The 26753-nt window shown below is 70.7% G+C and carries 22 protein-coding genes; 12 read left to right on the top strand and 10 right to left on the bottom strand.

From position 1 onward, the window contains the following. The first annotated feature begins 49 nt into the window (after window positions 1-49). Window positions 50-1663: an ABC transporter permease gene (locus ACIQD6_RS30930; protein WP_401888879.1), complete on the top strand. Its 1614-nt coding sequence runs from the start codon at window positions 50-52 to the stop codon at window positions 1661-1663. Continuing rightward, entirely contained in the window at window positions 1663-2739 is a 1077-nt protein-coding gene (locus ACIQD6_RS30935) for an ABC transporter ATP-binding protein (RefSeq protein WP_401888804.1), read from the top strand. Before ACIQD6_RS30930 ends, ACIQD6_RS30935 begins: the two co-directional genes overlap by 1 nt. A gap of 14 nt (window positions 2740-2753) precedes the next feature. Here ACIQD6_RS30935 and ACIQD6_RS30940 read toward each other — a convergent pair whose 3' ends face one another. The 7 genes from ACIQD6_RS30940 to ACIQD6_RS30970 all read right to left on the bottom strand — a co-directional run bounded on the left by ACIQD6_RS30940 (window position 2754) and on the right by ACIQD6_RS30970 (window position 10232). Next, complete coding sequence (locus ACIQD6_RS30940) at window positions 2754-3464, bottom strand: response regulator (protein WP_401888805.1); 711 nt, start codon at window positions 3462-3464, stop codon at window positions 2754-2756. Further along, window positions 3458-4705 carry a sensor histidine kinase gene (locus tag ACIQD6_RS30945; protein WP_401888808.1) on the bottom strand — a complete coding sequence of 416 codons (1248 nt, stop codon included), beginning with the start codon at window positions 4703-4705 and terminating at the stop codon, window positions 3458-3460. Before ACIQD6_RS30945 ends, ACIQD6_RS30940 begins: the two co-directional genes overlap by 7 nt. 133 nt (window positions 4706-4838) lie before the next feature. Next, window positions 4839-5963, bottom strand: coding sequence for an LOG family protein (locus tag ACIQD6_RS30950; protein ID WP_401888810.1), 1125 nt, complete (start codon window positions 5961-5963; stop codon window positions 4839-4841). 133 nt (window positions 5964-6096) lie between these two features. Then, the gene (locus tag ACIQD6_RS30955; RefSeq protein ID WP_401888812.1) at window positions 6097-7401 is read right to left on the bottom strand and encodes a hypothetical protein; all 1305 of its coding nucleotides are present in this window, start codon (window positions 7399-7401) and stop codon (window positions 6097-6099) included. Continuing rightward, window positions 7383-8111 (bottom strand): ABC transporter ATP-binding protein, encoded by a 729-nt coding sequence (locus tag ACIQD6_RS30960; RefSeq protein ID WP_401888815.1) that lies wholly within the window; start codon window positions 8109-8111, stop codon window positions 7383-7385. The genes ACIQD6_RS30955 and ACIQD6_RS30960 overlap by 19 nt, the downstream gene beginning before the upstream one ends. A gap of 226 nt (window positions 8112-8337) precedes the next feature. Continuing rightward, the gene (locus tag ACIQD6_RS30965) at window positions 8338-9756 is read right to left on the bottom strand and encodes an aspartate aminotransferase family protein (protein WP_401888816.1); all 1419 of its coding nucleotides are present in this window, start codon (window positions 9754-9756) and stop codon (window positions 8338-8340) included. Further along, window positions 9741-10232, bottom strand: coding sequence for an Lrp/AsnC family transcriptional regulator (locus tag ACIQD6_RS30970; protein WP_401888819.1), 492 nt, complete (start codon window positions 10230-10232; stop codon window positions 9741-9743). Before ACIQD6_RS30970 ends, ACIQD6_RS30965 begins: the two co-directional genes overlap by 16 nt. 284 nt (window positions 10233-10516) lie before the next feature. On the opposite strand from ACIQD6_RS30970, the gene ACIQD6_RS30975 reads away from it, so the two are divergent. The 3 genes from ACIQD6_RS30975 to ACIQD6_RS30985 all read left to right on the top strand — a co-directional run bounded on the left by ACIQD6_RS30975 (window position 10517) and on the right by ACIQD6_RS30985 (window position 15769). Continuing rightward, window positions 10517-11956, top strand: coding sequence for a gamma-aminobutyraldehyde dehydrogenase (locus ACIQD6_RS30975; RefSeq protein WP_401888822.1), 1440 nt, complete (start codon window positions 10517-10519; stop codon window positions 11954-11956). 202 nt (window positions 11957-12158) lie between these two features. After that, window positions 12159-14609: a SpoIIE family protein phosphatase gene (locus ACIQD6_RS30980; RefSeq protein WP_401888824.1), complete on the top strand. Its 2451-nt coding sequence runs from the start codon at window positions 12159-12161 to the stop codon at window positions 14607-14609. A 290-nt stretch (window positions 14610-14899) separates the two neighbouring features. After that, window positions 14900-15769: an MIP/aquaporin family protein gene (locus ACIQD6_RS30985; protein WP_401888882.1), complete on the top strand. Its 870-nt coding sequence runs from the start codon at window positions 14900-14902 to the stop codon at window positions 15767-15769. 16 nt (window positions 15770-15785) lie between these two features. Here ACIQD6_RS30985 and ACIQD6_RS30990 read toward each other — a convergent pair whose 3' ends face one another. Together ACIQD6_RS30990 and ACIQD6_RS30995 are read right to left on the bottom strand one after the other, a co-directional pair. Beyond that, window positions 15786-16565: a glycerophosphodiester phosphodiesterase gene (locus ACIQD6_RS30990; RefSeq protein WP_401888827.1), complete on the bottom strand. Its 780-nt coding sequence runs from the start codon at window positions 16563-16565 to the stop codon at window positions 15786-15788. Between the two features lie 5 nt (window positions 16566-16570). Next, the gene (locus ACIQD6_RS30995; protein ID WP_401888829.1) at window positions 16571-17596 is read right to left on the bottom strand and encodes an adenosine deaminase; all 1026 of its coding nucleotides are present in this window, start codon (window positions 17594-17596) and stop codon (window positions 16571-16573) included. A 186-nt stretch (window positions 17597-17782) separates the two neighbouring features. Between ACIQD6_RS30995 and ACIQD6_RS31000 the strand changes: the two genes are divergently transcribed. The 7 genes from ACIQD6_RS31000 (at window position 17783) to ACIQD6_RS31030 (ending at window position 25457) form a co-directional block, all read left to right on the top strand. Next, window positions 17783-18520 (top strand): DUF4190 domain-containing protein, encoded by a 738-nt coding sequence (locus tag ACIQD6_RS31000; RefSeq protein WP_401888831.1) that lies wholly within the window; start codon window positions 17783-17785, stop codon window positions 18518-18520. 495 nt (window positions 18521-19015) lie between these two features. Beyond that, entirely contained in the window at window positions 19016-20263 is a 1248-nt protein-coding gene (locus ACIQD6_RS31005) for a PotD/PotF family extracellular solute-binding protein (protein WP_401888884.1), read from the top strand. 87 nt (window positions 20264-20350) lie between these two features. Then, complete coding sequence (locus ACIQD6_RS31010) at window positions 20351-21589, top strand: ABC transporter ATP-binding protein (RefSeq protein WP_401888832.1); 1239 nt, start codon at window positions 20351-20353, stop codon at window positions 21587-21589. After that, a complete protein-coding gene (locus ACIQD6_RS31015; RefSeq protein WP_401888834.1) occupies window positions 21586-22524 on the top strand; it encodes an ABC transporter permease in 939 nt (312 codons plus the stop codon). The genes ACIQD6_RS31010 and ACIQD6_RS31015 overlap by 4 nt, the downstream gene beginning before the upstream one ends. Continuing rightward, on the top strand, window positions 22524-23321 hold the full coding sequence (locus ACIQD6_RS31020; protein WP_401888837.1) for an ABC transporter permease: 798 nt from the start codon (window positions 22524-22526) through the stop codon (window positions 23319-23321). Before ACIQD6_RS31015 ends, ACIQD6_RS31020 begins: the two co-directional genes overlap by 1 nt. A gap of 44 nt (window positions 23322-23365) precedes the next feature. Then, window positions 23366-24781: an NAD(P)/FAD-dependent oxidoreductase gene (locus ACIQD6_RS31025; RefSeq protein WP_401888887.1), complete on the top strand. Its 1416-nt coding sequence runs from the start codon at window positions 23366-23368 to the stop codon at window positions 24779-24781. A 160-nt stretch (window positions 24782-24941) separates the two neighbouring features. After that, on the top strand, window positions 24942-25457 hold the full coding sequence (locus ACIQD6_RS31030; protein WP_401888839.1) for a hypothetical protein: 516 nt from the start codon (window positions 24942-24944) through the stop codon (window positions 25455-25457). Between the two features lie 13 nt (window positions 25458-25470). Here the strand turns inward: ACIQD6_RS31030 and ACIQD6_RS31035 are convergent, their stop codons facing one another. Then, a complete protein-coding gene (locus ACIQD6_RS31035; RefSeq protein WP_401888842.1) occupies window positions 25471-26358 on the bottom strand; it encodes a phosphatase PAP2 family protein in 888 nt (295 codons plus the stop codon). Window positions 26359-26753: the final 395 nt, after the last annotated feature.

The raw sequence follows: 26753 nt of genomic DNA on the forward strand, positions 1-26753 counted from the left end.
GGGGCGGCCAGGGCGGGCCGGGCGCGGGAACGTGCTGCGGCTCGCCCTCATGGCCGTGCCCGTCGCCTTCTTCGCGGTCTTCTTCGCGTACCCCGTGACCGCGATCGTCGGCCGCGGGCTCAGGGCCGGCGGCGTCTGGCAACTCGGCCGCGCCGGGGACGTACTGAGCCGTCCCGACATCCTCGACGTCCTGTGGTTCACCACCTGGCAGGCCCTCGCCTCCACCGCGCTCACCCTGCTGATCGCGCTGCCCGCCGCCTATGTCTTCGCACGCTTCGACTTCCCCGGCAAACAGCTGCTGCGCGCGGTGGTCACCGTGCCGTTCGTGCTGCCGACCGTCGTCGTCGGTACGGCCTTCCTGGCACTGCTCGGGCGCGGCGGGCCGCTCGACGACCTGTGGGGCGTACGGCTCGACACCACCGTGTGGGCGATCCTCCTCGCGCATGTCTTCTTCAACTACGCCGTGGTCGTACGGACCGTGGGCGGTCTGTGGTCGCAGCTCGACCCGCGCCAGGAAGAGGCCGCGCGCGTGCTGGGCGCCGGCCGGCTCGCGGCCTGGTGGCGGGTGACGCTGCCGGCCCTCGCACCCGCCGTCGCGGCCGCCGCCCTGATGGTCTTCCTCTTCACCTTCACCTCCTTCGGGGTCGTGCAGATCCTGGGCGGACCCGCCTTCTCCACGCTGGAGGTGGAGATCTACCGGCAGACCGCGGAACTGCTCGACCTGCCCACCGCGGCCGTGCTGACCCTGGTGCAGTTCGCGGCGGTCGGCGCGATCCTGGCGGTGCACGCGTGGACCGTACGGAGGCGGGAGACCGCGCTGAGGCTGGTGGACCCCGCGCAGACCTCGCGCAGGCCGCGGGGGACCGGCCAGTGGGCACTGCTCGGCGGGGTCTTCGGCACCGTGCTGCTGCTGATCCTGCTGCCGCTCGGGGTGCTGGTCGAGCGCTCCCTCGACGGTCCCGGAGGTTACGGTCTCGCCTTCTACCGGGCGCTCGGGGAAGTGGACGCGAGTGGCGGTACGTTCCTCGTGCCGCCGTGGGAAGCGGTCCGGAACTCACTGCTGTACGCCCTGGTCGCCACGGCCTTCGCGCTCGTCGTGGGCGGGCTGGCGGCGGCCGCGCTGACCCGGCGCGCGGGCCGGCTCGTCCGGGGTTTCGACGCGCTGCTGATGCTGCCGCTCGGTGTCTCGGCCGTGACCGTCGGCTTCGGCTTCCTGATCACACTCGACAAGCCGCCGCTGGATCTGCGGGCCTCCTGGATCCTCGTACCGCTCGCCCAGGCGCTGGTCGGCGTCCCCTTCGTCGTACGGACCATGCTGCCGGTGCTGCGGGCGGTGGACGGGCGGCTGCGCGAGGCGGCGGCGGTTCTCGGCGCGTCCCCGCTGCGCGCCTGGCGGGAGGTCGATCTGCCGCTGGTACGGCGGGCGTTGCTGGTCGCGGCCGGTTTCGCGTTCGCCGTCTCGCTCGGCGAGTTCGGCGCGACGGTGTTCATCGCGCGACCCGACCGGCCCACGCTGCCGGTCGCCGTCGCCCGCCTGCTGGGGCGGCCGGGCGAGCTCAACTACGGGCAGGCGATGGCTCTGTCCACGGTCCTGATGGTGGTGTGCGCCGTGTCCCTGCTGGTGCTCGAACGTATCCGTACCGACCGCTCCGGAGAGTTCTGATGGCCTTGCTGACCCTGTCGGACGTGACCGTACGTTTCGGGAGCCTTAAGGGTCCGCGAACGGATTCGCGCACGGCACCGGAACCGCGCACGGCTCTCGACGCGGTCGATCTGGAGATGACCGAGCACGAGATCGTCTGCGTGCTGGGGCCGAGCGGCAGCGGCAAGTCGACCCTGCTGCGGGTGGTCGCCGGGCTCCAGGACCTGGACGGCGGGCGGGTGTCGCTGGACGGCACCGACCAGGCGGGTGTGCCGGCGCACCGGCGCGGGGTCGGGCTGATGTTCCAGGATCATCAGCTCTTCCCGCAGCGCGACGTGGGCGGCAATGTCGCCTTCGGGCTGCGGATGCGCGGGGTGTCCCGGGACGAACGGGCGTGCCGGGTGGCGGAGTTGCTCGATCTCGTCGGGCTGCCGGGCTCCGGCCGACGGGCCGTCGCCGCGCTGTCAGGCGGCGAGCAGCAGCGCGTCGCCCTGGCACGGGCGCTGGCCCCACAGCCCCGGCTGCTGATGCTGGACGAGCCGCTCGGCCAGCTGGACCGCGGTCTGCGGGAGCGGCTGGTGGTCGAACTGCGCGGTCTCTTCGGGCGGTTGGGTACAACCGTGCTCGCCGTCACCCATGACCAGGGTGAGGCCTTCGCGCTCGCCGACCGTGTCGTGGTGATGCGGGACGGGCGGATCGCCCAGACCGGCCCCCCGCAGGAGGTCTGGCAGCGGCCGGCCTCGGCGTTCGTGGCGCGGTTCCTCGGCTTCGACAATGTCGTGGCCGCGACGGTGAGCGGCGGGGCCGCCGACACCGTCTGGGGCAAGATCCCGGTGCCCGAAGGCTCCGCGCAGGGCGAGCGGACGGTACTCGTCCGGCCCGCCGGGGTACGGCTGGTCGACCCTGCAGAGGGACTGCGCTGCACGGTCGAGGCCCGTACGTTCCGGGGCAGCCGGGTCGCCGTACTGCTGCGGCCGGACGAACGGGGCGGCGGGCCGGCGCTGGAGGCCGAGTGCGGGCTGCGGGACGCGCCGGGGGAGGGGACGACGGTGGGGGTCACCTTCGCGCCCGAGGATGTGGTGGTGCTCACGGCCTAGTGCCGGTCGCGGCACTAGAGACTGTCGTCGAACCGGTCGACCTGCCGTGGAACCGCCGTCGTGGCGGAGGACCCCGCCCGGACCAGTCCGAGTTCGTACGCCAGGATCACCGCCTGCGCCCGGTCCCGGAGCCGCATCTTCGCGAACAGCCGGTTGATATGGGTCTTGACGGTGTGGTCCGAGATGGTGAGACGTCCGGCGATCTCGGCGTTGGACAGGCCCCGCGCGATCAGGACGAGCACCTCCGCCTCGCGGGCGGTGAGTCCCTCCAGCGTGCGCGCGGGCGGTACGGACGCGCGCTGGCGGGCGAATTCCGCGATCAGCCGCTTGGTGATCTCGGGCGCCAGCAGTGCGTCGCCCCGGGCCACGACCCGTACGGCATGGAGCAGTTCGGGAAACGTCGCGTCCTTGAGGAGGAAGCCACCGGCCCCGGCGGCCAGCGCGTCGTAGACGTACTCGTCCAGGTCGAAGGTGGTCAGGATCAGCACCTTCGTCGCGCCCTCGGAGGCGGCGAGGATCTCGCGGGCCGCCTCTATGCCGTTCTTGTATGGCATCCGGATATCGAGAAGCGCCAGGTCGGGCCGTTGCTCGGCGGCGACACGCACGGCCTGGACGCCGTCCTCCGCCTCGCCCACGACCCTGATGTCGTGCTGGGTGGACAGCAGGTTGACGAAGCCGGTCCGCACCACCGACTGGTCGTCGGCGACGATCGCCTTGATCACCAAGGGAGTTCAGCCTCCACGAGAAAACCGCCGTCAGGGCCAGGACCGGCCGTGAGCCGCCCGCCGAGCAGGGCGGCCCGTTCGCGCATCCCCACCAGACCGTGCCCCCAGGGGCGGTCGGCGGCGGGGCCGGGGCCGTCGTCGCCGATCCGGATCGTCAGCAGGTCGGCGCGGTAGCCGATCTCCACCAGCGTACGGGCGCCGGGGGCATGCCGACGGGCGTTGGTCAACGCCTCCTGCACGATGCGGTACGCCGACAGCTCCCAGGAGGCGGCCGGCCCGGTCCGCTCGGCGGTGCCGGTCCGCTCGCCGGTGACGCGCAACTCCGCGTCGCCGCCCACCGCCCGGTGCTGTTCCAGCAGTTCGTCCAGCCGGTCGAGCGTCGGCTGGGGCGCGGTCGCCGCCCTCCCGTCGGACCGGGTGCGCAGGACACCGAGCAGACGGCGCAGTTCGGCCATCGAGGTGCGCGCCGTCCCCGCGATGTCCTGGAAGGCGGTCTGGGCCTGCGGGGAGAGGCCGGGTGTGGTGTACGCGGCGCTCTCCGCCTGGACCGCGATCATCGAGACCGAGTGCGAGACCACGTCGTGCAGTTCGCGGGCGATCGCCGCGCGCTCCGCCTCCGCCGCCTGACGGCGCTCCATCGCGATCAACTGCTCCTGCGCGGCGCTCCGTTCGCGCCGGGTCTCCGCACGCGCCCGTACGGCGTCCCCGGCACTGACCGCCCCCAGGATCACCGCGGTCAGTACGAAGGTCTCGGCGAACAGCCCCAGGGAGAGCGAGTTGCCCAGCCGCACCGGCGGCACGAGCTCCGGGGCGATGGTCTGCCAGGTACGGATATGGAACAGATTCGCGGCCAGGGACGCCAGGAAGCCCCCGCCGACGATCAGCGCGGGATGCTGGACCCGGTGTCTGCCGAGTGTGTAGAAGCCGATCAGCCCGCTCACCAGCGCCGTGTAGGAGACGTTGGAGTGGGGGCTGGCGGCGAAGTTGATCAGGACCGACGCCACCGTCAGGATCGCGACGGCGGGCAGAGTCCGGCGCCACATCAGGGACGCCGCCGAGACCAGCTCCATGGCCGAGAAGAACAGCCCCGTCGAGACCGTCGGACTGTCCGCAACCAGGAGTAGCTCCGACGCCTCGCAGCAGGTCAGCACGGCCCCGGTGACCCAGGGGTAGGCGGGGGAGGCGACCGTACGGCGCAGGTGTCCCCGCACGGTGCGCGATGTCCTGAGGAGGCGGCTCATGCCCCGATTCTTGGACATCGCGCCGGGGAGCCGCGTCAGACCACGGGTTGATCCGCGGCCCGGCGACGACCGTACTGCCGACGGCATGACGGGCCCCGACCCATGGTCAGATCGGCCCCGCCCCGTCGTCCGGTCAGGCCGCCGTGAGCCGGGCGAGCGCCTCCGGTGCCTCGTCCACGGAGTCGACGAGCGCGATACGGGACTCCATGGACCGCTCCCTCGCCAGCGCCTGGAGCAGCGGCCAGGTGGGCAGCCGCTCCGTCCAGTGGACGCGGTCGACCAGGACCATCGGGGTCGGCTCGCCACGCGACTCGTAGTAGTTCGGTGTCGCGTTGTCGAAGATCTCCTGGACCGTGCCGGCCGCGCCGGGCAGGAAGATCACTCCCGCGTTGGAGCGGGCCAGCAGGCCGTCCTCACGGGTGGCGTTGGCGAAGTACTTGGCGATGTGGGAGGCGAAGGCGTTGGGCGGCTCGTGGCCGTAGAACCAGGTGGGGACGCCGACGGAAGCGTCGCCCTTCGGCCAGCGGGCCCGTATGTCGAAGGCGGCCCGCGCCCAGTCGGAGATGGACGGGGCGAACGAGGGTGCCGCGGCGAGGAGTTCGAGCGCTTCGTCCAGCATGCCGTCGGGGTGGCAGGCGGCGTACGCACCGAGGTTCGCGGCCTCCATGGCGCCGGGCCCGCCGCCGGTGGCGACGGTCAGTCCGGTACGGGTGAGGGAGCGCCCGAGCCGGGCGGCGCCCGCGTACGCGTCGGTGCCACGGGCCATCGCGTGCCCGCCCATGACGCCCACGACCCGGGTGCCGACGAGCAGTTCGTCCAGGGCGTCGGAGATCGCGTCGTCGTGCACCGAGCGGAGCATGGAGGCGAATATGTCGCCGTCGGCCTTGGTCCGCTCGAACCAGTCGTAGGCACGGGCATCGGGCGTGGTCTCGTAACCGCCCTCCGTGAGGCCCTCGAAGAGCTGGTCGGGCGAGTAGAGGAGTCCCCGGTAGGGGTCGAAGGGGAGGTTCGGCACGGGCGGGAAGACCATGGCGCCGTCGGCCCGTACCTTGTCCGCGGCGGCGGGCTCCATGGGGCAGCCGAGGAAGATGGCGCCTGAGGTGTCGGTACGGAGCAGATCGTCCGTACGGCCCGTCAGATCGACGGACTGCAACCGGTACCCGTCGAGGGTTCCGCCGTGGACGGTCCGGTCGAACTCGTCGAGGGACTCGATCTCGCGGTCCTGCGTCTGCGCGTGGGACTGCTCGCCATTCACCATGGGCTCACGATAGGACGTGGGCCGACGGGTGTTGCGACGAGGCCCACGGTTCCTGCGCTTTACCGGATGTGAGGCGAGGGCCTGGCCCCGGTGGTACGGCCGGACGGGCCGGCAGTCGGCCCGTCCGGTCCCGTCACCTGGTCAGGGGTACTGCCGCCAAGGCCGCGACGGACCAGGTCAGCGGGGTGAACACGGCCACGATCATCGCCGCTCGCAGCGCCGCCGCGGTGCGGAGGAGAGCGACGGGGGCGCCCAGGCGGTGGAGCGACCGGGTGGTGGAGGCGCGGACCTGTCTGGCTTCCAGGGTCGCCGTCAGGACCGTGGCCGCCGTGCAGCCGATGACCAGGACCGCGCCGAGGCCGGTGAGCGGGCCGAAGGGGCGTTCGTCGCCGGGGCCGTACAGGGACGAGGCGGCGAACGTGCCGGAGAGCACCGCGCACAGCACGCCCAGCGGGCGGCCGATGCGGCGGGCCTCGGCCATCAGCGTGCGGCCCGCCAGCAGGCGGATCGCGCCGGGGCGCAGGGCCTGGAGCAGGAGGCCGCAGAGATGGGTGATGCCGGGACCGGCGAGGGCGAGGCCGATGGCCGTGAGTGACCAGCCGGCCAGGACACCGGCGGGGCTGCCGTCGAACTGACCGGGCAGCGGCAGCGCGGAGCCGCCCCCGCCCCGGCTCGCGTACGTCTCGATCGCGAGGCCCGCCGCCGTGACGGCGACGCCCCACGGCAGTCCGGCGGGTGCGGGCGGGGCGGTGGGCAGCGGCGCGGGTGCGGATCTCGGCTCGACGGCCTGTTCCGCCTCGTCCTCGACAGCGACAGCGAGAGCGACACCCGAACCGGAACCCGAACCGGAACCCGAACCGGAAGTGGCAGGGGAAATGGAGGAGGGAGCAGGAGAAGGAGCCGGAGCGGGCCCCTCGACGACGCTCGCGTCGCCACGGCCACGCCTCCGCAGCGACAACCCCGTCGCCGCCGTCGCCAGGACCGGCACCACCGCCAGCAGCGTGAGCACCGCCCCCAGGGGCAGCGCCTGCTTCGCGGCCAGCAGATCCGCCGCCTCTCCGTCGAAGGGCATCCCCGTCAGGTCGCCCCGCAGATGCAGGAAGAACAGCAGGGCCACCGCGCTGCCGAGCGTGCAGGCCACGGCGGTCGACACGGCGGCCAGCACCGTGAGCCGGGCCGGGCCGAGGCCCACCGCCGACAGTCCGGAACGTGGCCGGGTACCCGGATCCGTACGTGCCACCGCCACCGCGAACTGCACCGTCGCCGCGACCGGTACGAGACACCAGAGCAGGCGCGACACGGACCCGGCCGGATGGCCCATCGCCCAGCCGAGCGTGCACAACAGGAGAAAGCCGACCCCCGTGGAGGCGGCCGCGACCAGCAGTCGGCGCAGCACGACCAGGACGTGGGTGCCGCGGCTTAGACGGAGAGCGAGCACGCGTCCCGGCCTTCCGCCTCGGACGGCTGGAGCGAGTTGACGCGGCGTCCGTCGACCAGCGAGACCGTACGGTCGGCGAGTGTCGCGACCTCCGTGTCCAGCGTGGCGAGGACGACGGTGATGTCGTGCGACCGCGCCGCGGTGGTCAGCGTACGCAGCACCTGCGCCCGGTCCATACGGTGCAGCGGCGCCGTCGGTTCGTCGGCGAAGAGCACCGAGGGCGTGGTGACCAGAGCCCGTGCGACGGCGACCCGCTGCCGCTGGGCCTGGAGCAGGGCGTAGGGGCGTTTACGGGCGCACGTGCCGACGTCGAGGCGCTCCAGCCACTCCATCGCGGTGGTCTTGGCGGCGCGATGGGACGAGCCGCGCATCAGGAGCGGCAGCGCCGCGTTCTCCCAGGCGCTCAGCTCGGGGACCAGCGAGGGCTCGGGCCCGATCCAGCCGAAGCGGTCGCGGCGGAGCCGCTCGCGCATCAGCCGGCTCATGCTGTGGACCGGGGAGCTGTTGAACCAGACCTCGCCCCGCCGTGGGACCAACTGGCCGGTGAGGCACCGCAGCAGGGTCGTCTTGCCGCTGCCGCGCGGGCCGGTCACGGCCAGGATCTCGCCTTCACGCACGCCGAGCGAGACCCCGTCGAGGGCGGGCGAGCCGTTGTGGAAATAGTGCAGGGAACGCGCCCAGAGCACGTCGTTGTCCGGCGGAGCCACCATGGCGTACACCTCGGTTCTGATCAGACTTACCGCTTTTTCCGTCACCGTCCGGGAGTACGACGGCGGCGACGATCGCTCACAGGTCACTGGGCACGGTAGGTAGGCGGAACCGGGAGTACGGACAGCACGCGGCCCGGGTACGGCCCTTCTCACTCGAAAGGCGGCACCCGGGCCGTGGCGGACTCGGCGGCACCCGGCGCTCGGAGGCATCCGGGGGCCGGTCGGATCAGAGCTTCGTCCACGCCTCCGTGAGTACCGCCCGCAGGATTCCCTCGATCTCGTTGAACGTCGACTGGTCGGAGATCAGCGGCGGCGCCAGCTGTACGACCGGATCGCCCCGGTCGTCGGCCCGGCAGTACAGCCCGCTCTCGTACAGCTTCCCGGAGAGGAAGCCGTACAGGACGCGCTCGGTCTCCTCGTCGGTGAACGTCTCCTTAGTGGCCTTGTCCTTCACCAGTTCGATGCCGTAGAAGAAGCCGTTGCCGCGGACGTCACCGACGATCGGCAGGTCGTGCAGCTTCTTCAACGTGTCGAAGAACGCGCCCTCGTGGTCGAGCACATGCTGGTTGAGGCCCTCGCGCTCGAAGATGTCGAGATTGGCGAGGCCGACCGCCGCCGAGACCGGGTGGCCGCCGAAGGTGTAGCCGTGCAGGAAGGTGTTGTCACCCTGGTAGAACGGCTCGGCGAGCCGGTCGGAGATGACGCAGGCGCCGATCGGGGAGTAGCCCGATGTCATGCCCTTGGCGCACGTGATCATGTCCGGTACGTAGCCGAACTTGTCGCAGGCGAACATCGTGCCGAGCCGCCCGAAGGCGCAGATGACCTCGTCGGACACGAGCAGGACGTCGTACTGGTCGCAGATCTCGCGCACCCGGCGGAAGTACCCGGGCGGCGGCGGGAAGCAGCCGCCCGCGTTCTGCACCGGTTCGAGGAAGACCGCCGCGACCGTCTCCGGGCCCTCGAAGAGGATCTGCTGCTCGATCTGGTCGGCGGCCCAGCGGCCGAAGGCCTCCGGGTCGTCGCCGTGGATCGGCGCGCGGTAGATGTTCGTGTTCGGGACCTTGTGCGCGCCCGGGACCAGCGGCTCGAACGGCGCCTTGAGGGCCGGCAGGCCGGTGATGGACAGGGCTCCCTGCGGGGTGCCGTGGTAGGCGACGGCACGCGAGATGACCTTGTACTTGGTCGGCTTGCCGGTCAGCTTGAAGTACTGCTTGGCGAGCTTCCAGGCCGTCTCGACCGCCTCGCCGCCGCCGGTGGTGAAGAAGACCTTGTTGAGGTCGCCCGGCGCGTAGTGCGCGAGCCGCTCCGCCAGTTCGACGGCCTTCGGGTGCGCGTAGGACCACACCGGGAAGAAGGCCAGCTCCTGGCCCTGTCGGTAGGCGGTCTCGGCCAGTTCGCGGCGGCCGTGGCCGGCGTTGACCACGAACAGACCGGACAGGCCGTCCAGGTAGCGCTTGCCCCGGTCGTCGTAGATGTAGGTGCCCTCGCCCCGCACGATGGTGGGGACGGGCGCGTTCTCGTACGACGACATGCGGGTGAAGTGCATCCACAGGTGGTCGTACGCGGTCCTGGAGAGGTCCTTCTCAGGGAGGTCCTTCTGGGAGTGGTCCTTGCTCACGGCGCTCACGGCTATCGGGTTCCCCACATATAGGTCTGCTTCTTCAGCTTCAGATAGACGAAGCTCTCGGTGGAACGCACGCCGGGGAGCGCGCGGATCCGTTTGTTGATCACTTCCAGCAGGTGGTCGTCGTCCTCGCAGACGATCTCCACCATCAGGTCGAACGAGCCCGCGGTCATCACCACGTACTCGCACTCGGCCATGGCCGAGACCGCGTCCGCGACCGTGTCCACGTCGCCCTCGACATGGATGCCGACCATCGCCTGCCGCCGGAATCCGACGGTGAGCGGGTCGGTGACGGCGACGATCTGCATCACGCCCTGGTCGAGCAGCTTCTGCACGCGCTGGCGCACGGCCGCTTCGGAGAGGCCGACCGCCTTGCCGATCGCCGCGTACGGGCGCCGGCCGTCCTCCTGGAGCTGTTCGACGATGGCGAGGGACACGGCATCGAGCGACGGTGCCGATCCGTTCCCGGTTCTGGGGTCTGCGTTGCGACTGGCCACGCACTTCACTGTGCACTGCGACTCGTCCGTTTCGCAACCCTGTATCGATGAAATCCGTTGTTGTCGGGTGTTAATTTCACTGAATCCGAAGTTGCAGAGCGTCGGGGCTGTCGAAAGCGTAGGCCGAACGATTAGGGTGGAGCGTCCCGACCATTCGGACAGCTGATCAGTGAAATCTGTGACATCTGTTGTGCGTGTGTGTTGTCCGTGGCATCTGGTTGTGCAGGGCATCTGTACGTGTTGTACGGGGCATCTGTACGTGACTTCTGACAGGAGGGGTGGCAGTGACCACCGAGCTGCGCCGTCTGCGTAACTACATCAACGGAGAGTTCCGGGACGCCGCCGACGGGCGGACCATCGAGGTGGTCAACCCGGCCACCGGCGAGGCCTACGCCACGTCCCCGCTCTCGGGGCAGGCGGATGTCGACGCCGCCATGGAGGCCGCCGCCGCGGCGTTCCCGGCCTGGCGTGACGCGATTCCGGCCGAGCGCCAGAAGGTGCTGCTGAAGATCGCGGACGCCTTCGAGGAGCGGGCCGAGGAGCTGATCGCGGCCGAGGTCGAGAACACCGGCAAGCCGACCGGCCTCACGCGCACCGAAGAGATCCCGCCGATGGTGGACCAGATCCGCTTCTTCGCGGGCGCCGCCCGGATGCTCGAAGGCCGTTCGGCAGGGGAGTACATGGAGGGCCTCACCTCCATCGTCCGGCGCGAGCCGGTGGGTGTCTGCGCGCAGGTCGCGCCGTGGAACTACCCGATGATGATGGCCGTTTGGAAGTTCGCGCCGGCGCTCGCCGCGGGCAACACCGTGGTGCTGAAGCCGTCCGACACGACGCCGGCCTCGACGCTGCTGATGGCCGAGATCATCGGTGCGATCGTGCCCAAGGGCGTCTTCAACGTCATCTGCGGCGACCGGGACAGCGGCCGGGCGATGATCGAGCACCCGACCCCCGCGATGGCCTCCATCACCGGTTCCGTACGGGCGGGCATGCAGGTCGCGGAGACGGCGGCCAAGGACGTCAAGCGGGTCCATCTGGAACTGGGCGGCAAGGCCCCGGTCGTGGTCTTCGAGGACGTCGACATCGCGAAAGCGGTCGAGGACATCGCGGTGGCGGGCTTCTTCAACGCGGGCCAGGACTGTACGGCCGCCACCCGGGTCCTCGTACACGAATCGATCCACGACGAGTTCGTGACGGCGCTGGCGAAGGCCGCCGCCGACACGAAGACCGGCGCGCCGGACGACGAGGACGTGCTGTACGGGCCGCTCAACAACGCCCGCCAGCTGGAGCACGTCTCCGGATTCATCGAGCGGCTGCCGGCGCACGCGAAGGTCGAGGCGGGTGGCCACCGGGTCGGTGACGCCGGGTACTTCTACGCCCCGACCGTCGTCTCCGGGCTCAAGCAGGACGACGAGATCATCCAGAACGAGGTGTTCGGTCCGGTCATCAGCGTCCAGTCCTTCACGGACGAGGCGCAGGCCCTGGCGTTCGCGAACGACGTCGAGTTCGCGCTGGCCTCCTCGGTGTGGACGAAGGACCACGGGCGGGCGATGCGGATGTCCAAGGCGCTGGACTTCGGGTGTGTGTGGATCAACACGCACATCCCGCTGGTCGCGGAGATGCCGCACGGCGGCTTCAAGAAGTCCGGCTACGGCAAGGACCTGTCGGCGTACGGCTTCGACGACTACACGCGCATCAAGCACGTCATGACCTCGCTCGACAGCTGACGGAGCAGGCACAGCCGACGCGGCTGACGTGGTACGTCCGGCTCTCGGGGCGGGCGGTGGAGACCTTGTCCACCGCCCGCCCCGACGCCGTACCGCGCCTGCCGGGCCGAGGGCCCGGTCACCCGGCTCCGTGCGTTTGTTGGCGATACGCGAAGCGGGCATCCTGAGGATGAGTGGGGACCGCAGACGCGAATCGAGAGCGATGAGCACCGGTGGCAACACCTCTCGCGACGGGCAGCGCGGCCGGGAGCCGGATTCCGCGGCCGTCGTCGTCGTGGACGCGCACGGACTGGTCACCGGATGGAGCAAGGGGGCCGAGCGTCTCCTCGGTCACTCGCCGGCGCAGATCATCGGACGTCCGGCGGCCGGCCTGCTCGCCTCGGACCCGGCCGCCGCGGCTGTGGAGTCGCTCGGGCGCGGCGGCGACTGGCGTGGTACCGGCGCCCTGCGGCACCGGGACGGCCACCGGCTGGATGTCGGACTGCTGGTCTGCCCGGTGCTGGACGAGGAGGGCGGCTCCCTCGGGTTCGTGGCGACCGCCCTGGCGGAACCGGAACCGGCGGAAGACGCCCCGCTGACCGTGGAGGCATCGGTCGCCCAGGCACCCGTCGCCATGTCGGCCTTCGACAACCAGCACCGGTACATCCGGCTGAACGAGGCCGCCTGCCAGATCCTGGGCACCCCGGAAACGGAACTGCGCGGACGGTTCTTCTCCGACACCATCGCGCTCGACGACCACGAGAGCCAGGACTTTCTGGAGCATCTGCGCGAGGTGACCCGGACCGGGAAGCCGCTGCACTACGAGAGCTACACCCGGGCGCTGACCTCACCCCGCGAGCACGCGTGGAACATCCATATGTGGCCGGTGCGGGACAGGGACCGGCGGTCGCGCGGCGTCGCCATGCTCGCGTTCGACAGCAGCGAGCAGTACTGGGCCCGCCGTCGCCTGATCCTGCTCAACGAGGCCGGCACCGCCATCGGGACCACCCTGGACGTCGTACGCACCGCCGAAGAGCTCGCCGGACTGGTCGTACCGACACTCGCCGACTTCAGCACCGTGGACCTGCTGGACTCCGTCCTGCGAGGTGAGGAGCCGGTCGAGGGGCCGGTGGACACGGCCGTGACGCTGCGGCGGGTGGCGCACCTGGCCGCGGACCCGCTCGTGACCACCGGGGCCGTCGACCTCGGCGGCCTCGAAACCTATCCGGACGCCTCGCCGCCCGCCCGCTGCCTGACGACCGGCCGGCCCGCGCTCAGCAGGCGAGGCGATCCCGAGTTCACCGTATGGGCCGCGGCCAACGACATCCGGCAGGCCATGGTCGACGACCTCGGAGTGCACTCTCTGCTGGCCGTGCCCCTGCGGGCCCGCGGAATCACTCTCGGCGTGGCCGTCTTCACCCGGGGAACACGTCCCGACTCCTTCGAGGACGACGACGCGGTCCTCGCCGAGGAACTCGCCGGCCGGGCCGCCGTCTGTATCGACAACGCCCGCCGCTACACCCGCGAACACACCACCGCGCTCGCCCTGCAACGCAGCCTGCTCGCCCAGCGGATGCCCGGTCAGGCCGCGGTGGAGATCGCCTCGCGCTATCAGCCCGCGGGCTCCCGCGCCGGGGTCGGCGGCGACTGGTTCGACGTCATCCCGCTGTCCGGGACCCGCGTCGCGCTCGTCGTCGGTGACGTCGTCGGCCACGGCATCCACGCCTCCGCCGCCATGGGACGGCTGCGCACGGCCGTACGCACCCTCGCCGACGTGGACCTGCCCCCCGACGAACTGCTCACCCACCTCGACGACCTGGTCAGCCACCTCGTCGCCGAGGACAACGAGGCGGTCTCGGCGGCCGAGGCCACAGGCGAGTTCGGCGCCACCTGCCTGTACGCCGTCTACGACCCCGTCTCCCGCCGCTGCGCCATGGCCGCCGCGGGACACCCGCCGCCCGCGGTCCGCTTCCCCGACGGCACGGTCGAACTCATCGACATCGCCACCGGCCCACCGCTGGGCATCGGGGGCGTGCCCTTCGAGGTCACCGAACGCGAACTGCCGGAGGGCAGCACGCTCGTGCTCTACACCGACGGACTGGTCGAGGGCCGGGAGCGTGACATCGACCTGGGCCTGGACCGGTTGTGCGCGGCACTGGCCGCTCCGGAAGGGCCCTCCTCGCCGGAGGCCGTCTGCGACCGCCTGATCAAGGCGCTCCTTCCCGACCTGCCCACCGACGACGCCGCCCTCCTCGTCACACGTACCCGTGCGCTCCACTCCGACCAGGTGGCCTCCTGGGAACTGACCGGCGAACCGGCGCAGGTGGCCGACGTCCGGCTGAAGGTCTCGGCGCAGCTCGCCGCGTGGGGTCTGGAGGACGCCGCCTTCGTGACCGAACTCGTGGTGAGCGAACTGGTCACCAACGCCATCCGCTACGGAGCCGAACCCATCCGGCTCAGGCTGATCCGTGACCGTACGCTCATCTGCGAGGTCTCCGACGGCAGCAGCACCGCCCCGCACCTGCGCCGCGCCCATGCCTTCGACGAGGGCGGCCGTGGTCTGCTCCTGGTCGCCCAGCTCACCGAGAGCTGGGGGACCCGCCAGACCGCCACCGGCAAGACCATCTGGGCCGAACAGGTGCTTTCCCCTCCGACGGCGCCTTCGCTGTCCTGAGGTATTTCCCGGCACGGGCACCCGGGCGCTCCGAACTCGCCAGGCGCATTCCATCGGGCGGTTCTACAGTCGCTTTATCAAAGCCCGCCCGGGGCTGTCTCCGTGAGCCTGTGGCTTGCGCGTCGCCGGTCGAATCCGCCCGACTCGTCCGCCCGTAAGGCCAGTCCGATCCAGGCCAGTCCGATCCAGACCCGTTCGATCCAGACCCGTTCGATCCGTCTGAGACAGGAGGAGCAATGGCGACCACCAGTACGAGGCGTCGCGGCTATCCGCATGGACTCGGTGGCGAAATGCTCGCCGAATTCCTGGGAACGTTCGTCCTGATTCTGCTGGGGTGCGGGTCGGTCGCCGTAGCCGTCGTCGGACTTCCCGGTTCGGGACGGCAGGCCGTCGCTTTCGGTCCGTCGAACTGGCTGATCATCGCGTGGGGCTGGGGTCTCGCCGTCGTCTTCGGCGTGTACGTGTCCGGAGGCGTCAGCGGAGGGCACATCAACCCCGCGGTGACTCTGGCCTTCGCCGTACGCCGGGGTTTTCCCTGGAAGAAGGTCCTCCCGTACTGGGGCGCACAGCTCCTGGGAGCCTTTCTCGCGGCCGCTGTTGTCTTCTACTCCTACAGCTGGGCCATCAACCTGTTCAACGACAAGGCCGGACTCGCGCGAGACAAATCACTTGCCACCTTCTCGATTTTCGCGACTTTCCCGGCGGAGTACTTCGGTAGTTCGTGGTGGGGTCCGTTCCTGGATCAGATCATCGGCACCGCGATTCTTCTGGTGCTCGTCTGCGCGCTCATCGACACGCGTAACAGCGGTCCCCTGTCCAATCTCGCCCCGTTCCTCATCGGTCTCGTCGTCGTCGCGATCGGCCTCAGCATCGGCACGAGTGCCGGCTACGCGATCAACCCCGCGCGCGACTTCGGCCCGCGGCTGTGGACGTATTTCCTGGGCTGGGGAGACATCGCACTGCCGGGCAATTTCCAATGGTTCAGCAACTACGTCTGGATCCCGATCATCGGGCCCCTGGCCGGGGGGCTGGTCGGAATCCTTGTGTACGACCTGTTCATCGGAAAGGTGCTCACGGGGCGGGCCAAGGAAGAAGAGGTGGAGGTGCTCAGGGCCGAGGAACCGGGCCCGGCCCGAGAAGACCCCGGCGCCGACCGGTAGGGCGTGCTGTTCCCTGTCACCCCCCGGCGGCCCCGGCCGTGTTCAGCAGGCCGGACAGGACGTCGATGCGGTTGGTGGTGACGGAGTCGACGCCCCGCGCGATCAGCCGCCGCATACCGCGCCGGGTGTCCACGGTCCAGGCGGAGACCAGCAGTCCGTCCCGGTGGTTGCGGTCGGCCAGCTCCCGACTGACCAGCCCGAAACGGTAGTTGAGCCAGCGCGGCCGCACCGCCGCGAGCAGGGCGGGCCGCGGCGGTGCGAGCGTCGTCCAGGTCATCGCGATCTCGGCGGCGGCGTCGGCGGCTCGGACGGCGAGCATCGTGCTCGGGCCCGCGCAGTAGTAGATCCGCTCCGCGGCGCCGCACTCGCGCACCGTGGAGACGACGGCACGTACCGACTCCTCGGAGGCACCGGGGAGATCGATCATGAGCCGGTGGCCGTCGGTCGCCAGGAGCGCCTCCCGCAGCGTCGGCACACCGGCGTCCGCGCCGTTCTCGGAATCCCCGCCGTCGCCGCCGTCCCCGGAGCCGGTCAGTTCGCGCAGTTCTTCGTGGGTCACCCGCGCGAGGCGTCGGTCATGGCCCCAGAGCCGCTTGAGCGAGGAGTCGTGCAGCAGCACGGGCACACCGTCGCGGGTCAGCCGTACATCGATCTCGACCGCGTCCGCTCCTCGCTCCAGCGCGGAGCGGACCGACGGAAGAGTGTTCTCCCGGACGCGGTACGGATCGCCGCGGTGGCCCACGGCGACGACGGTACGCGCCGGTGCCGACGGGTCAGGGCGTGCGCGCGTCGTCATCGTCCTTACCGCGCGAGCCACTTGGCGGTGTACGTGTCGATCTCCTCGGCGATCCGCCGCTTGCCGTCCTCGTCGAGGAACGATGCCCCGACCGCGTTCTTCGCGAGATCGGCCAGTCCCTGTTCGTCCAGACCGAGCAGCCGGCCCGCGACCCCGTACTCCTGGTTGAGGTCGGTGCCGAACATTGGCGGATCGTCGCTGTTGACCGTCACCAGCACACCGGCCGCGACCATCGCCTTGATCGGGTGCTCGTCGAGGTCGACGACGGCGCGGGTGGCGATGTTGGAGGTGGGGCACACCTCCATCGGGATGCGGTGCCGGGCGAGGTACGCCAGCAACTCCGGGTCCTGGACGGCGCTGATGCCGTGGCCGATGCGCTCCGCGCCCAGCTCACGCAGCGCGTCCCAGATGGTCTCGGGCCCCGTCGTCTCACCGGCGTGCGGTACGGAACGCAGGCCCGCGGCGATCGCGCGGTCGAAGTACGGCTTGAACTGCGGCCGGGGTACGCCGATTTCGGGGCCGCCGAGCCCGAAGGAGACCAGCCCCTCGGGCCGCAGGTCCAGCGCGAGCCGGGCGGTCTCCTCGGCCGCCCTCAGCCCCGCCTCGCCGGGAATGTCGAAGCACCAGCGCAGCACGACGCCCAGCTCCGTCTCGGCGGACTTCCTGGCGTCCTCGATCGCCTCCATGAAGCCCTGCTCCGGAATGCCGCGACTGGTCGAGCTGAACGGCGTGATCGTCAGTTCGGCGTAACGGATGTTCTGCCGGGCCATGTCACGCGCGATCTCGAAGGTCAGCAGCCGCACGTCCTCGGGCGTACGGATCAGATCGACGACCGAGAGATAGACGTCGATGAAGTGCGCGAAGTCGGTGAAGGTGAAGTAGTCGGCGATCGCCTCGGGGTCGGTGGGTACCTTGGAGTCCGGGTGCCGCGCGGACAGTTCGGCGACGATCCGCGGCGAGGCCGAACCGACGTGGTGGACATGCAGTTCGGCCTTGGGCAGCCCCGCGATGAAGGGGTGCAGATCGGTCATCGGAATCCTCCGGGTACTGAGGCGGGCCGGAAAGTACGGTGTCGGCGGAGCGGGACGAGAGGCGGAACACGCGGTCAGGAGGCCCGCCTCCGGCCGGGTCCGCTCAGGTCACGGATCATCGTAGGCCGGGCCGGTTCCGCGCGTGGAGGAGGCCGTAGCATGACGGGATTACGATGGGGGAGGCCCATGTCAGAGAACAGCCAGCAGCCGCCGGGCCGCTCCGAGCCGAGCGACCCCTGGGCTCCGCCGGCGGGCGGAGTGCCGCTGGACAAGCCGGCCGCGCCGCAGGATTCCCGGCCGCCACAGGCACCGCAGCAGCCCGCGTCCGTGCATGACATGCCGACGGTCCTCGGCATGCCGAGCGCCGGGCCCGGTCCCGTACCGCCGCCGCCCACCGCTCCCGGGGGACCGGCCCAGCCCACCCCGGGGCCGTACGGCTACCCGGCCGTACCGCCCGTACAGCAGCAGCCACCGGCCGCCCAGCAGCCCGCCGCTCCGTACGGTGCCCTGCCCCCGTACGGTGCCGCGCCCGGAGCGGCCTACGGCTACCCCGGCTATCCCGCCACCGGCTACCCGGGCTACGGCCAGCCCGGCTGGCAGCAGCCTCCGGCGAACGGTATGGGCGTCGCCGCGCTGGTGCTCGGGATCATCGGCGTCGTCGGCTTCTGCATGTGGGGTCTCGGTGTCATCCTCGGCGTCCTCGCGCTGATCTTCGGGATAATCGGCCGTCGCCGCGCCCACCGGGGCGAGGCGACGAACGGCGGGATGGCGCTGGCGGGCATCATCCTCGGCGCGATAGGCATGGCGATCGGTGCCGCGTTCCTGGGTCTCCTGATCTGGGGGATCGCGAACGGCGGGTCGAGCGGGGACTCCACGAGCGAGGATCCGTTCGCCACTTCGCTGGTGGTCGGAGCCGACCGCTAGGACCTGTCCGTTCCATCCATCGCTTGTGTTCTGCCTTCCCACCTGTCCCATCTGATCCACCCGTTCCGCCTGTTCCACCCGTGCCGCTCTGCTCGGCTCTTCTGTTCTTCATGCCGGTCTGTCGTCTGTTCGTGCGAGGCCGGTCCGATGCGCCAGTGGCGGTTCATCGGGCCGGCCTCGGCGAGTATCCGCGGACGGCTTCGTCGAAAACGCGCACCAGCTGCCCCGCCGTCTTGGCGAGGGCCGGATTTCGGCGCCTCCCCCTCCTCTTGGCCGTGTTCATCCCCATGCGCCCGAGTTTCGCAGTCAGCACTGACATCCCGTACGCGGGACAGCGGGCTCATATGGCGCCGGTGGCGCCGGGCGACCGATTCCGTCGCGTAACCAAAAGGAAACAACGGAATCCCTTGTTGGAGCAAAGCTGCTCTGTCAGGATCGGCAGTCAATTCGAGCTGGAGCCACAGTGGTGCGGTGGCTGGGAAGGGCGGACCGCGCATGGAGCAGTACGAGCCCGACCGTCTCTCCGCGGCCCAACTGGCCGCGATACGCCGCAGTATGACCAGTGGCCGGGGCGCTCTCACCCGGCGCTCGATGCTGCGTGCCACCGGCGTCGGCGCGCTCGCGCTCGGTGGTCTCGCCGGTCTGGGCGGCTGCGGCATCCCGCCCGCGAAGCGTGAGGACGAGGGCCTCGCGGCAGCCGACCACTCGGCTGCGGAGAAGCGGCTCGTCTTCTCGAACTGGACCGAATACATGGACGTCAGTGAGGACGAGAAGCGCTATCCGACCCTGGAGGAGTTCACCGGGCGCACCGGGATCAAGGTCTCGTACACGGCGGACATCAACGACAACGTCGAGTTCTTCGGCAAGATCAAGCCGCAGCTGGCGGCCGGGCAGGACACCGGACGCGACCTCATCTGCGTCACCGACTGGCTCGCCGCCCGCATCATCCGGCTCGGCTGGGCGCAACAGCTCGACCCGTCGAATCTGCCGCACGCGTTCGCGAACCTCTCCGAGCAGTTCCGCTCGCCCGACTGGGACCCGGGCCGCGCCCACAGCTATCCGTGGACCGGGATTCCCACGGTCGTCGCCTACAACGCGAGGGCGACCGGCGGGCGTACCGTCGACTCCGTCTCCCAACTGCTGGACGACCCGAAGCTCAAGGGCCGGGTCGCCTTCCTCTCCGAGATGCGTGACAGCATCGGGATGACCCTGCTCGATCTGGGCAAGGACCCGGGGGCGTTCACCGACGACGACTTCGACGCGGCCGTCGCCAGGCTCCAGCAGGCCGTCGACCGGAAGCAGATCCGCCGCTTCACGGGCAACGACTACACCGCGGATCTCGACAAGGGCGACATCGCGGCCTGTGTCGCCTGGGCCGGTGACATCGTCCAGCTCCAGAACGACAACCCGGACATCAAGTTCACCGTCCCCGACAGCGGTTACATCATCTCCAGCGACAATCTGCTGGTCCCGGCCGAGGCGCGGCACAAGACGAATGCCGAGCGGCTCATCGATCACTACTACCGGCCGCCGGTCGCCGCCCGGCTCGCCGCGTACATCAACTACGTCTGCCCGGTCGACGGGGTGCGCGCCGAACTCGCGAAGATCGACAAGTCGATGGCCGAGAACACACTGATCCTCCCGGACGCGGCGATGGCCGCCTCCTCGCACGCCTTCCGCTCGCTCAGCAGCGAGGAAGAGACGGCGTACGAGGAGAAGTTCGCCAAGCTCATCGGTGCGTAGTCCGGTGCGTAGTCCGGTGCGTAGTCCGGTGCGTTGTCCAGTGTCCTCCCCGCCCTCCCCTCCCTCTTCTCCCCGGGACCGTGACCCATGACAGAGACCGCATCCATCGGCCGTGACGGCGACGATGTCCGCCTCACCGGGATCAGCAAGACGTACGGCTCCTTCCACGCCGTCCGGCCACTCGATCTCACCGTGCCGCAGGGCTCCTTCTTCGCTCTCCTCGGCGCGTCGGGCTGCGGCAAGACCACCACTCTGCGGATGATCGCCGGCCTGGAGGACCCCACCACCGGCTCGGTCTTCCTGGGCGACAAGGACGTCACCGGCCTGCCCCCGTACAAGCGCCCGGTCAACACCGTCTTCCAGAGCTACGCGCTCTTCCCGCACCTCGACATCTACGAGAACGTCGCCTTCGGGCTGCGCCGGCGCGGCATCAAGTCCGTACGCAAACAGGTCGGCGACATGCTCGATCTCGTCCAGCTCGGCGACCACGCGAAGCGCAAGCCGCACCAGCTCTCCGGCGGCCAGCAGCAACGCGTCGCCGTGGCCCGCGCGTTGATCAACCACCCCCGGGTGCTGCTGCTGGACGAGCCGCTGGGCGCCCTCGACCTGAAGCTGCGCCGTCGGATGCAGCTGGAACTCAAGCGCATCCAGACCGAGGTCGGCATCACCTTCGTCCATGTCACCCACGACCAGGAGGAGGCCATGACGATGGCCGACACGGTCGCGGTGATGAACGCGGGCCGGGTCGAGCAACTGGGCAGCCCAGCCGATCTCTACGAGAACCCGGGGACCACGTTCGTCGCCAACTTCCTCGGCACCTCCAACCTCATCGAGGCCGAGGTCGCCGGGGCCCAGGGCGACGAGGTCGTGGTCACCGCCGGTGGCAGCGAACTGCGCCTGCCCGCCGGCCGTTGCTCCGCCCCGGCGAGAAACGGCGGCAAGCTGCTGATCGGTGTGCGCCCCGAGAAGATCACGCCGGCGCACGCGGACGACGCGGGCGCGATCCCCGACGGCCGCAACCGCATACCGGGGCGCATAGCGGACTCCAGCTTCATCGGTGTCTCGACGCAGTACGTGATCGACAGCCCGGTCTGCCCGCGGCTGGAGGTGTACGCGCAGAACATCGAGCGCGACAGCCGTCTGCGGCCCGGCGCCGATGTCGTCCTGCACTGGAATCCCGCGCACACCTTCGGCCTTGACGCCACCCAGGCCATCGACGCCGGGACGGCCGGTGTCGCCGGGACCGCCGGTGTCGCCGGGACCCCGGGACGCGCGAGGACCCCGGGCACAGCCGAAGCCACGACGGCGGCCGAGGAGGGCTCGTGACCAGCACACAAGCGCCACCCGCCGAGCCCGCGGCCCAGCCCCCGCCGCCACCTCCGGTCCGCCGGGCCTCCACGCGCAAGCGGCTCGTCCCGTACTGGCTGCTCCTGCCCGGCATCCTCTGGCTGCTGGTCTTCTTCGCGCTGCCGATGGTCTACCAGGCCTCGACCTCCGTACAGACAGGCTCCCTGGAGGAAGGCTTCCGGGTCACCTGGCACCTGCGGACCTACGCGGACGCGCTCCGGGACTACTACCCGCAGTTCGTGCGCTCCCTGCTGTACGCGGGCACCGCCACGCTCCTGTGCCTGCTGCTCGGGTACCCGCTCGCGTACCTCATCGCCTTCAAGGCCGGCCGCTGGCGCAATACGCTGCTGGTGCTGGTCATCGCGCCGTTCTTCACCAGCTTCCTGATCCGTACGCTGGCCTGGAAGACGATCCTCGCCGACGGCGGCACGGTCGTCGGCCTCCTGGACACCCTGCATGTCCTCGATGTGACCGGTTGGCTCGGCTGGACCGAGGGCGGCCGTGTGCTGGCCACGCCCATGGCGGTCGTCTGCGGTCTGACGTACAACTTCCTGCCGTTCATGATCCTGCCGCTCTACACCTCGCTGGAACGCATCGACGGCCGGCTCCACGAGGCCGCCGGCGACCTCTACGCGAGACCTCTGACGGTCTTCCGGAAGGTGACCTTCCCGCTCTCCATGCCGGGGGTCGTCTCCGGCACGCTGCTCACCTTCATCCCGGCGAGCGGCGACTACGTCAACGCCGAACTGCTCGGCTCCACCGACACGAAGATGGTCGGCAGCGTCATCCAGACGCAGTTCCTGCGGGTCCTCGACTATCCGACGGCGGCCGCGCTCTCCTTCATCCTGATGGCGGTCGTCCTGGTCATGGTCACCGTCTACATCCGCCGAGCAGGGACGGAGGACCTGGTCTGATGCGCCGGCTCCGACGCGGTCTTGTCGCCATCGCGGGCGTGCTGACGCTCGGCTACCTGCTCGTACCCAACCTCGTCGTGCTGGTCTTCTCCTTCAACCAGCCGAACGGCCGCTTCAACTACGCCTGGCAGCGCTTCTCGCTCGACGCCTGGAAGGACCCGTGCTCGGTCGCCGACCTGTGCGGTTCGCTGGCCCTGTCGCTCCAGATCGCCCTCTGGGCGACGCTCGGTGCCACGGTCCTCGGCACGATGATCGCGTTCGCGCTGGTCCGCTACCGCTTCCGGGCGCGCGGCCCGGTCAACTCGCTGATCTTCCTGCCGATGGCGATGCCCGAGGTCGTGATGGCCGCCTCGCTGCTCACGCTCTTCCTCAACCTGGGCGCGCGGCTGGGCTTCTGGACCGTTCTGATCGCCCACATCATGTTCTGCCTCAGCTTTGTGGTGACGGCCGTCAAGGCACGGGTCATGTCCATGGACCCACGGCTCGAAGAAGCGGCGCGCGATCTCTACGCGGGGCCGGTGCAGACCTTCGTACGGGTCACGCTGCCGATCGCCGCCCCCGGCATCGCGGCGGGCGCGCTGCTCGCCTTCGCGCTCTCGTTCGACGACTTCATCATCACCAACTTCAACGGCGGTTCGACCGTGACCTTCCCCATGTTCGTCTGGGGCTCGGCGCAGCGAGGCACACCGGTGCAGATCAATGTCGTCGGTACGGGGATGTTCCTCATGGCCGTCGTGCTGGTGGTCGCGGGACAGCTGGTGAGCAGCCGGCGGAGGAAGAGCGCAGCGCCGGACTGAGCGCCGGTGAGAAGCAGCGGCGGAAAGGGGAAGTCATGGACGGCATGGACCCGGGTGCCACGCGTACGGTCACGGCGGCACTCCGAGGCGCCCGGCCGGTCCCGTACTGGCTGGACGATCCGGGCAGACCCGGCGCGCTGCCCGCCCTCACCGGCGACGAACACTGCGACCTCCTCGTCGTCGGAGGCGGCTACAGCGGGCTGTGGACCGCTCTCCTCGCCAAAGAACGCGACCCGGGCCGGGAGGTCGTCCTGATCGAGGCCCGCGAGGCCGGCTGGGCCGCCTCGGGCCGCAACGGCGGCTTCTGCGCCGCCTCCCTCACCCACGGCTTCAGCAACGGTCTCGCGCGCTGGCCGCACGAGCTGCGGAAACTGGAGGAACTGGGCGAACGCAACCTCGACGCCATCGAGTCGACCGTCGCCCGCCACGCCATCGACTGCGATTTCGAGCGCACCGGCGAGATCGACGTCGCCACCGAGCCGTACCAACTCGACGACCTGCGCGAGCGGTACGAGCAGGCGACCCGGCTCGGCGTCACCGGCCTGGAACCGCTCGACCGGGACGCGGTGCGCGCCGAGGTCGACTCGCCGACGTTCCTGGGCGGACTGTGGGACCGGCGCGGGGTCGCCATGCTGCACCCGGCGAGGCTGGCGTGGGGACTCAAGCGGGCCTGCCTGGACCTCGGCGTGCGTATCCACGAACACACCCCGGGCCTGGAACTGGCCCGCTCCGGCGCCTCGATGGCCGTCCGCACACCGTACGGACGAGTCTTCGCGCGGCAGGTCGCGCTCGGCACCAATGTCTTCCCCTCCCTGGTCAGACGGGTACGTCCGTACACCGTCCCGGTCTACGACTACGCCCTGATGACCGAGCCGCTGACGCCGGAACAGCTGAGCGCGGTCGGCTGGCAGCGCCGTCAGGGGCTCGCGGACAGCGCCAACCGGTTCCACTACTTCCGGATCACCGCCGACCGCCGTGTCCTGTGGGGCGGTTACGACGCGTTCTATCCGTACGGTGGCCGGCTCGACGCCGGTCTGGAGCACCGCCCGGAGACCTACCGCAGGCTCGCCTCCCACTTCTTCCGCTGCTTCCCGCAGTGGGAGGGGGTGCGCTTCAGCCACGCCTGGGGCGGTGCGATCGACACCTGTACGCGGTTCGCGGCCTTCTTCGGCACGGCGTACGGCGGCCGGGTCGCGTACGCCGCCGGATACACCGGCCTCGGAGTCGGCGCGACCCGCTTCGGCGGGGACGTGATGCTCGATCTGCTGGCGGGGGAGCGGACCGGGCGTACGGAACTGGCGATGGTCCGCGCCAAGCCGCTGCCCTTCCCGCCCGAGCCCGCCGCCTGGGCCGGGATCGGGCTCACCCGATGGTCGCTGGCCCGCGCGGACGCCCGGGGCGGCCGGCGCAACGCGTGGCTGCGGACCATGGACCGGCTGGGGCTCGGCTTCGACAGCTGAGCCGGGCCCGAGCCTTCCGGTGGCTCGTGGGCCCGCGCCATGTGATCCAGATCACCGGAAGGTCCGGCAGGTGGCGGGCCGAACCCGCGTCATCGACCGGCACCCTCCGTGTCTCCCTTATGGACGGACTGTCCAACAACACGGATCGGAGGCCGGGGACATGACTGACCCGGGGGCGAAAGACGCGGTGGAGTGGCTGGTGTCGGTGGCACCGGACCCTGATGCCTGCCGACGGGAATGGGAGCGCAGCCCGGTCGGAGTGGCGCTCCTGCCGGCGGGCAGGCGCTGGGACGTTCTCATCCTTCCCGGGGAGCTCGGCTATCCGACGCTCGATGTGCTGACCAGGCTCGTCGACCGGCCGGGACCTGTGCTCGCCGACTTCGGCGAATCCCGGATGGGTTTCTTCGTGCCGTCGGGCACGGCCGAGCGCTGGTTAGGCACGGGGGTGCGGGGAGCCGGTCGCGGCACCTGGATCGTCGTGCCGTACCCGGGGCGGCCGAGCGGCGGGATGCGCTGGCTGATTCCGCCGGACGGCTCGGGCACGCTGAGCGACCCGACGCTGCTGGAGCTGGCGATGCACGAGGCGGCGGCGAACATGGCGAACGCGGCGGGTGCGACGCGGACGGAGGACACGCAGACGCCGCCGCACGATCCGTGGCCGCCCGCACCGAGCTGAGGACCGGCAGACGTCACTCTCTCCCGCGCGAGCCGGTGCGCCCGCGTGAGCCGGTCCCGCGCCGGTCCTGCTCCAGAACCGCGCGTGGGGCCAGCTCCAGAAGCAGGAGCAGCATCCCGCAGAGCGCCAGGCTGCCGAGGACGTCCAGCGGCCAGTGGTAGCCACGCAGGAGGAGGCCGGTGCCCGTCCCCAGAGTGAGCAGGACGGCGACGGGCACCGTCCTGCTCCGTCCTGCGTACGGGGCGAGGAGCAGGGCGGCGCCGCCGTACGCGACCATCGCCGTGGCCGTGTGGCCGGACGGGTAGTAGCCGGTGGCGTCGGTGAGCGGGCCCGGCCGGTCGATCCACATCTTGAGCGGAATGACCAGGGCGGGGACGGCGGCCATGGTGAGCGTGGCCACCAGGGCCTGGGCGCGCTGTCCGCGCCAGAGCGCGTAGCCGATCGCCGCGGCCACCACGGGCAGGGCGACCGGCATGCTGCCGAGATCGGAGAGGAACTGCGTCAGGGGCTGGGGGCCGAGGCCGGCGAGGAAGAGTTCGAGGCGCTCGTCGGCCGAACGGAGCGGACCGCCCGCGGCGGCCTGCCAGGTGATGAGGGCGAAGAGGACCGCGCACAGCGCGAACGCCCGGATCCAGGCCGGGCCCCGGGAAGACCAGGAGGAGTCGCCACGTGGAGAAAGAGAAGTCGGCCGCCAGGGAACAGGGGGGGTAGTTCCGGGGCGGCCGACAGGATCGGTGTGCCGCACGCCCCGGGGGGTTTGGGGCGGGCGGCCATCCGATCGGTGAGGAGTTCCGGAGCCCGAAGCTCCGGCGGTGTGCGCGAAGGCACGACCAAAGGGGAGCTGGGGACGCTCCACTCCGGTGTCGCCCGCAGTCTCCTGCGAGCGGGGTGTTTCTCTCATCTGTCGAAACCGTACGCCAGGGTCGCGGGGGCCGACAGCCGGAAACGCGACCCGTCATCGCCCTCGCACACCTTCTTCACACGCCCTGCCCTACGGTCCGGCCGGAGTCCGGCAGATGGCCAGGTCAGGCGGGTGTTCGGTCGGCCGGACGATCACGAGGACGGTGGTTCGGCGGGCTGACCTCCCGTCAACAGGAGGCTGACGGTGGGGTGTTCGGTGCTGGTGCGGCCGGTTCCGAGGCGGGGCGCAGGACCGGACCCGGGGGGCGGGGGCCCCCCCCGGCCCCGGGGGGGGGGGCCCCCCGGCCGGGCGCGGCCCCCCCCCCCCCGCCGATGCCCCCCCGGGCCCGCGCGCAGGGGTCCAGGCCCCCGGTCAGCCCGTCCGCCCCCCGCACC

It is taken from the genome of Streptomyces sp. NPDC088400 (genome assembly GCF_044753355.1).
Classification (GTDB): domain Bacteria; phylum Actinomycetota; class Actinomycetes; order Streptomycetales; family Streptomycetaceae; genus Streptomyces.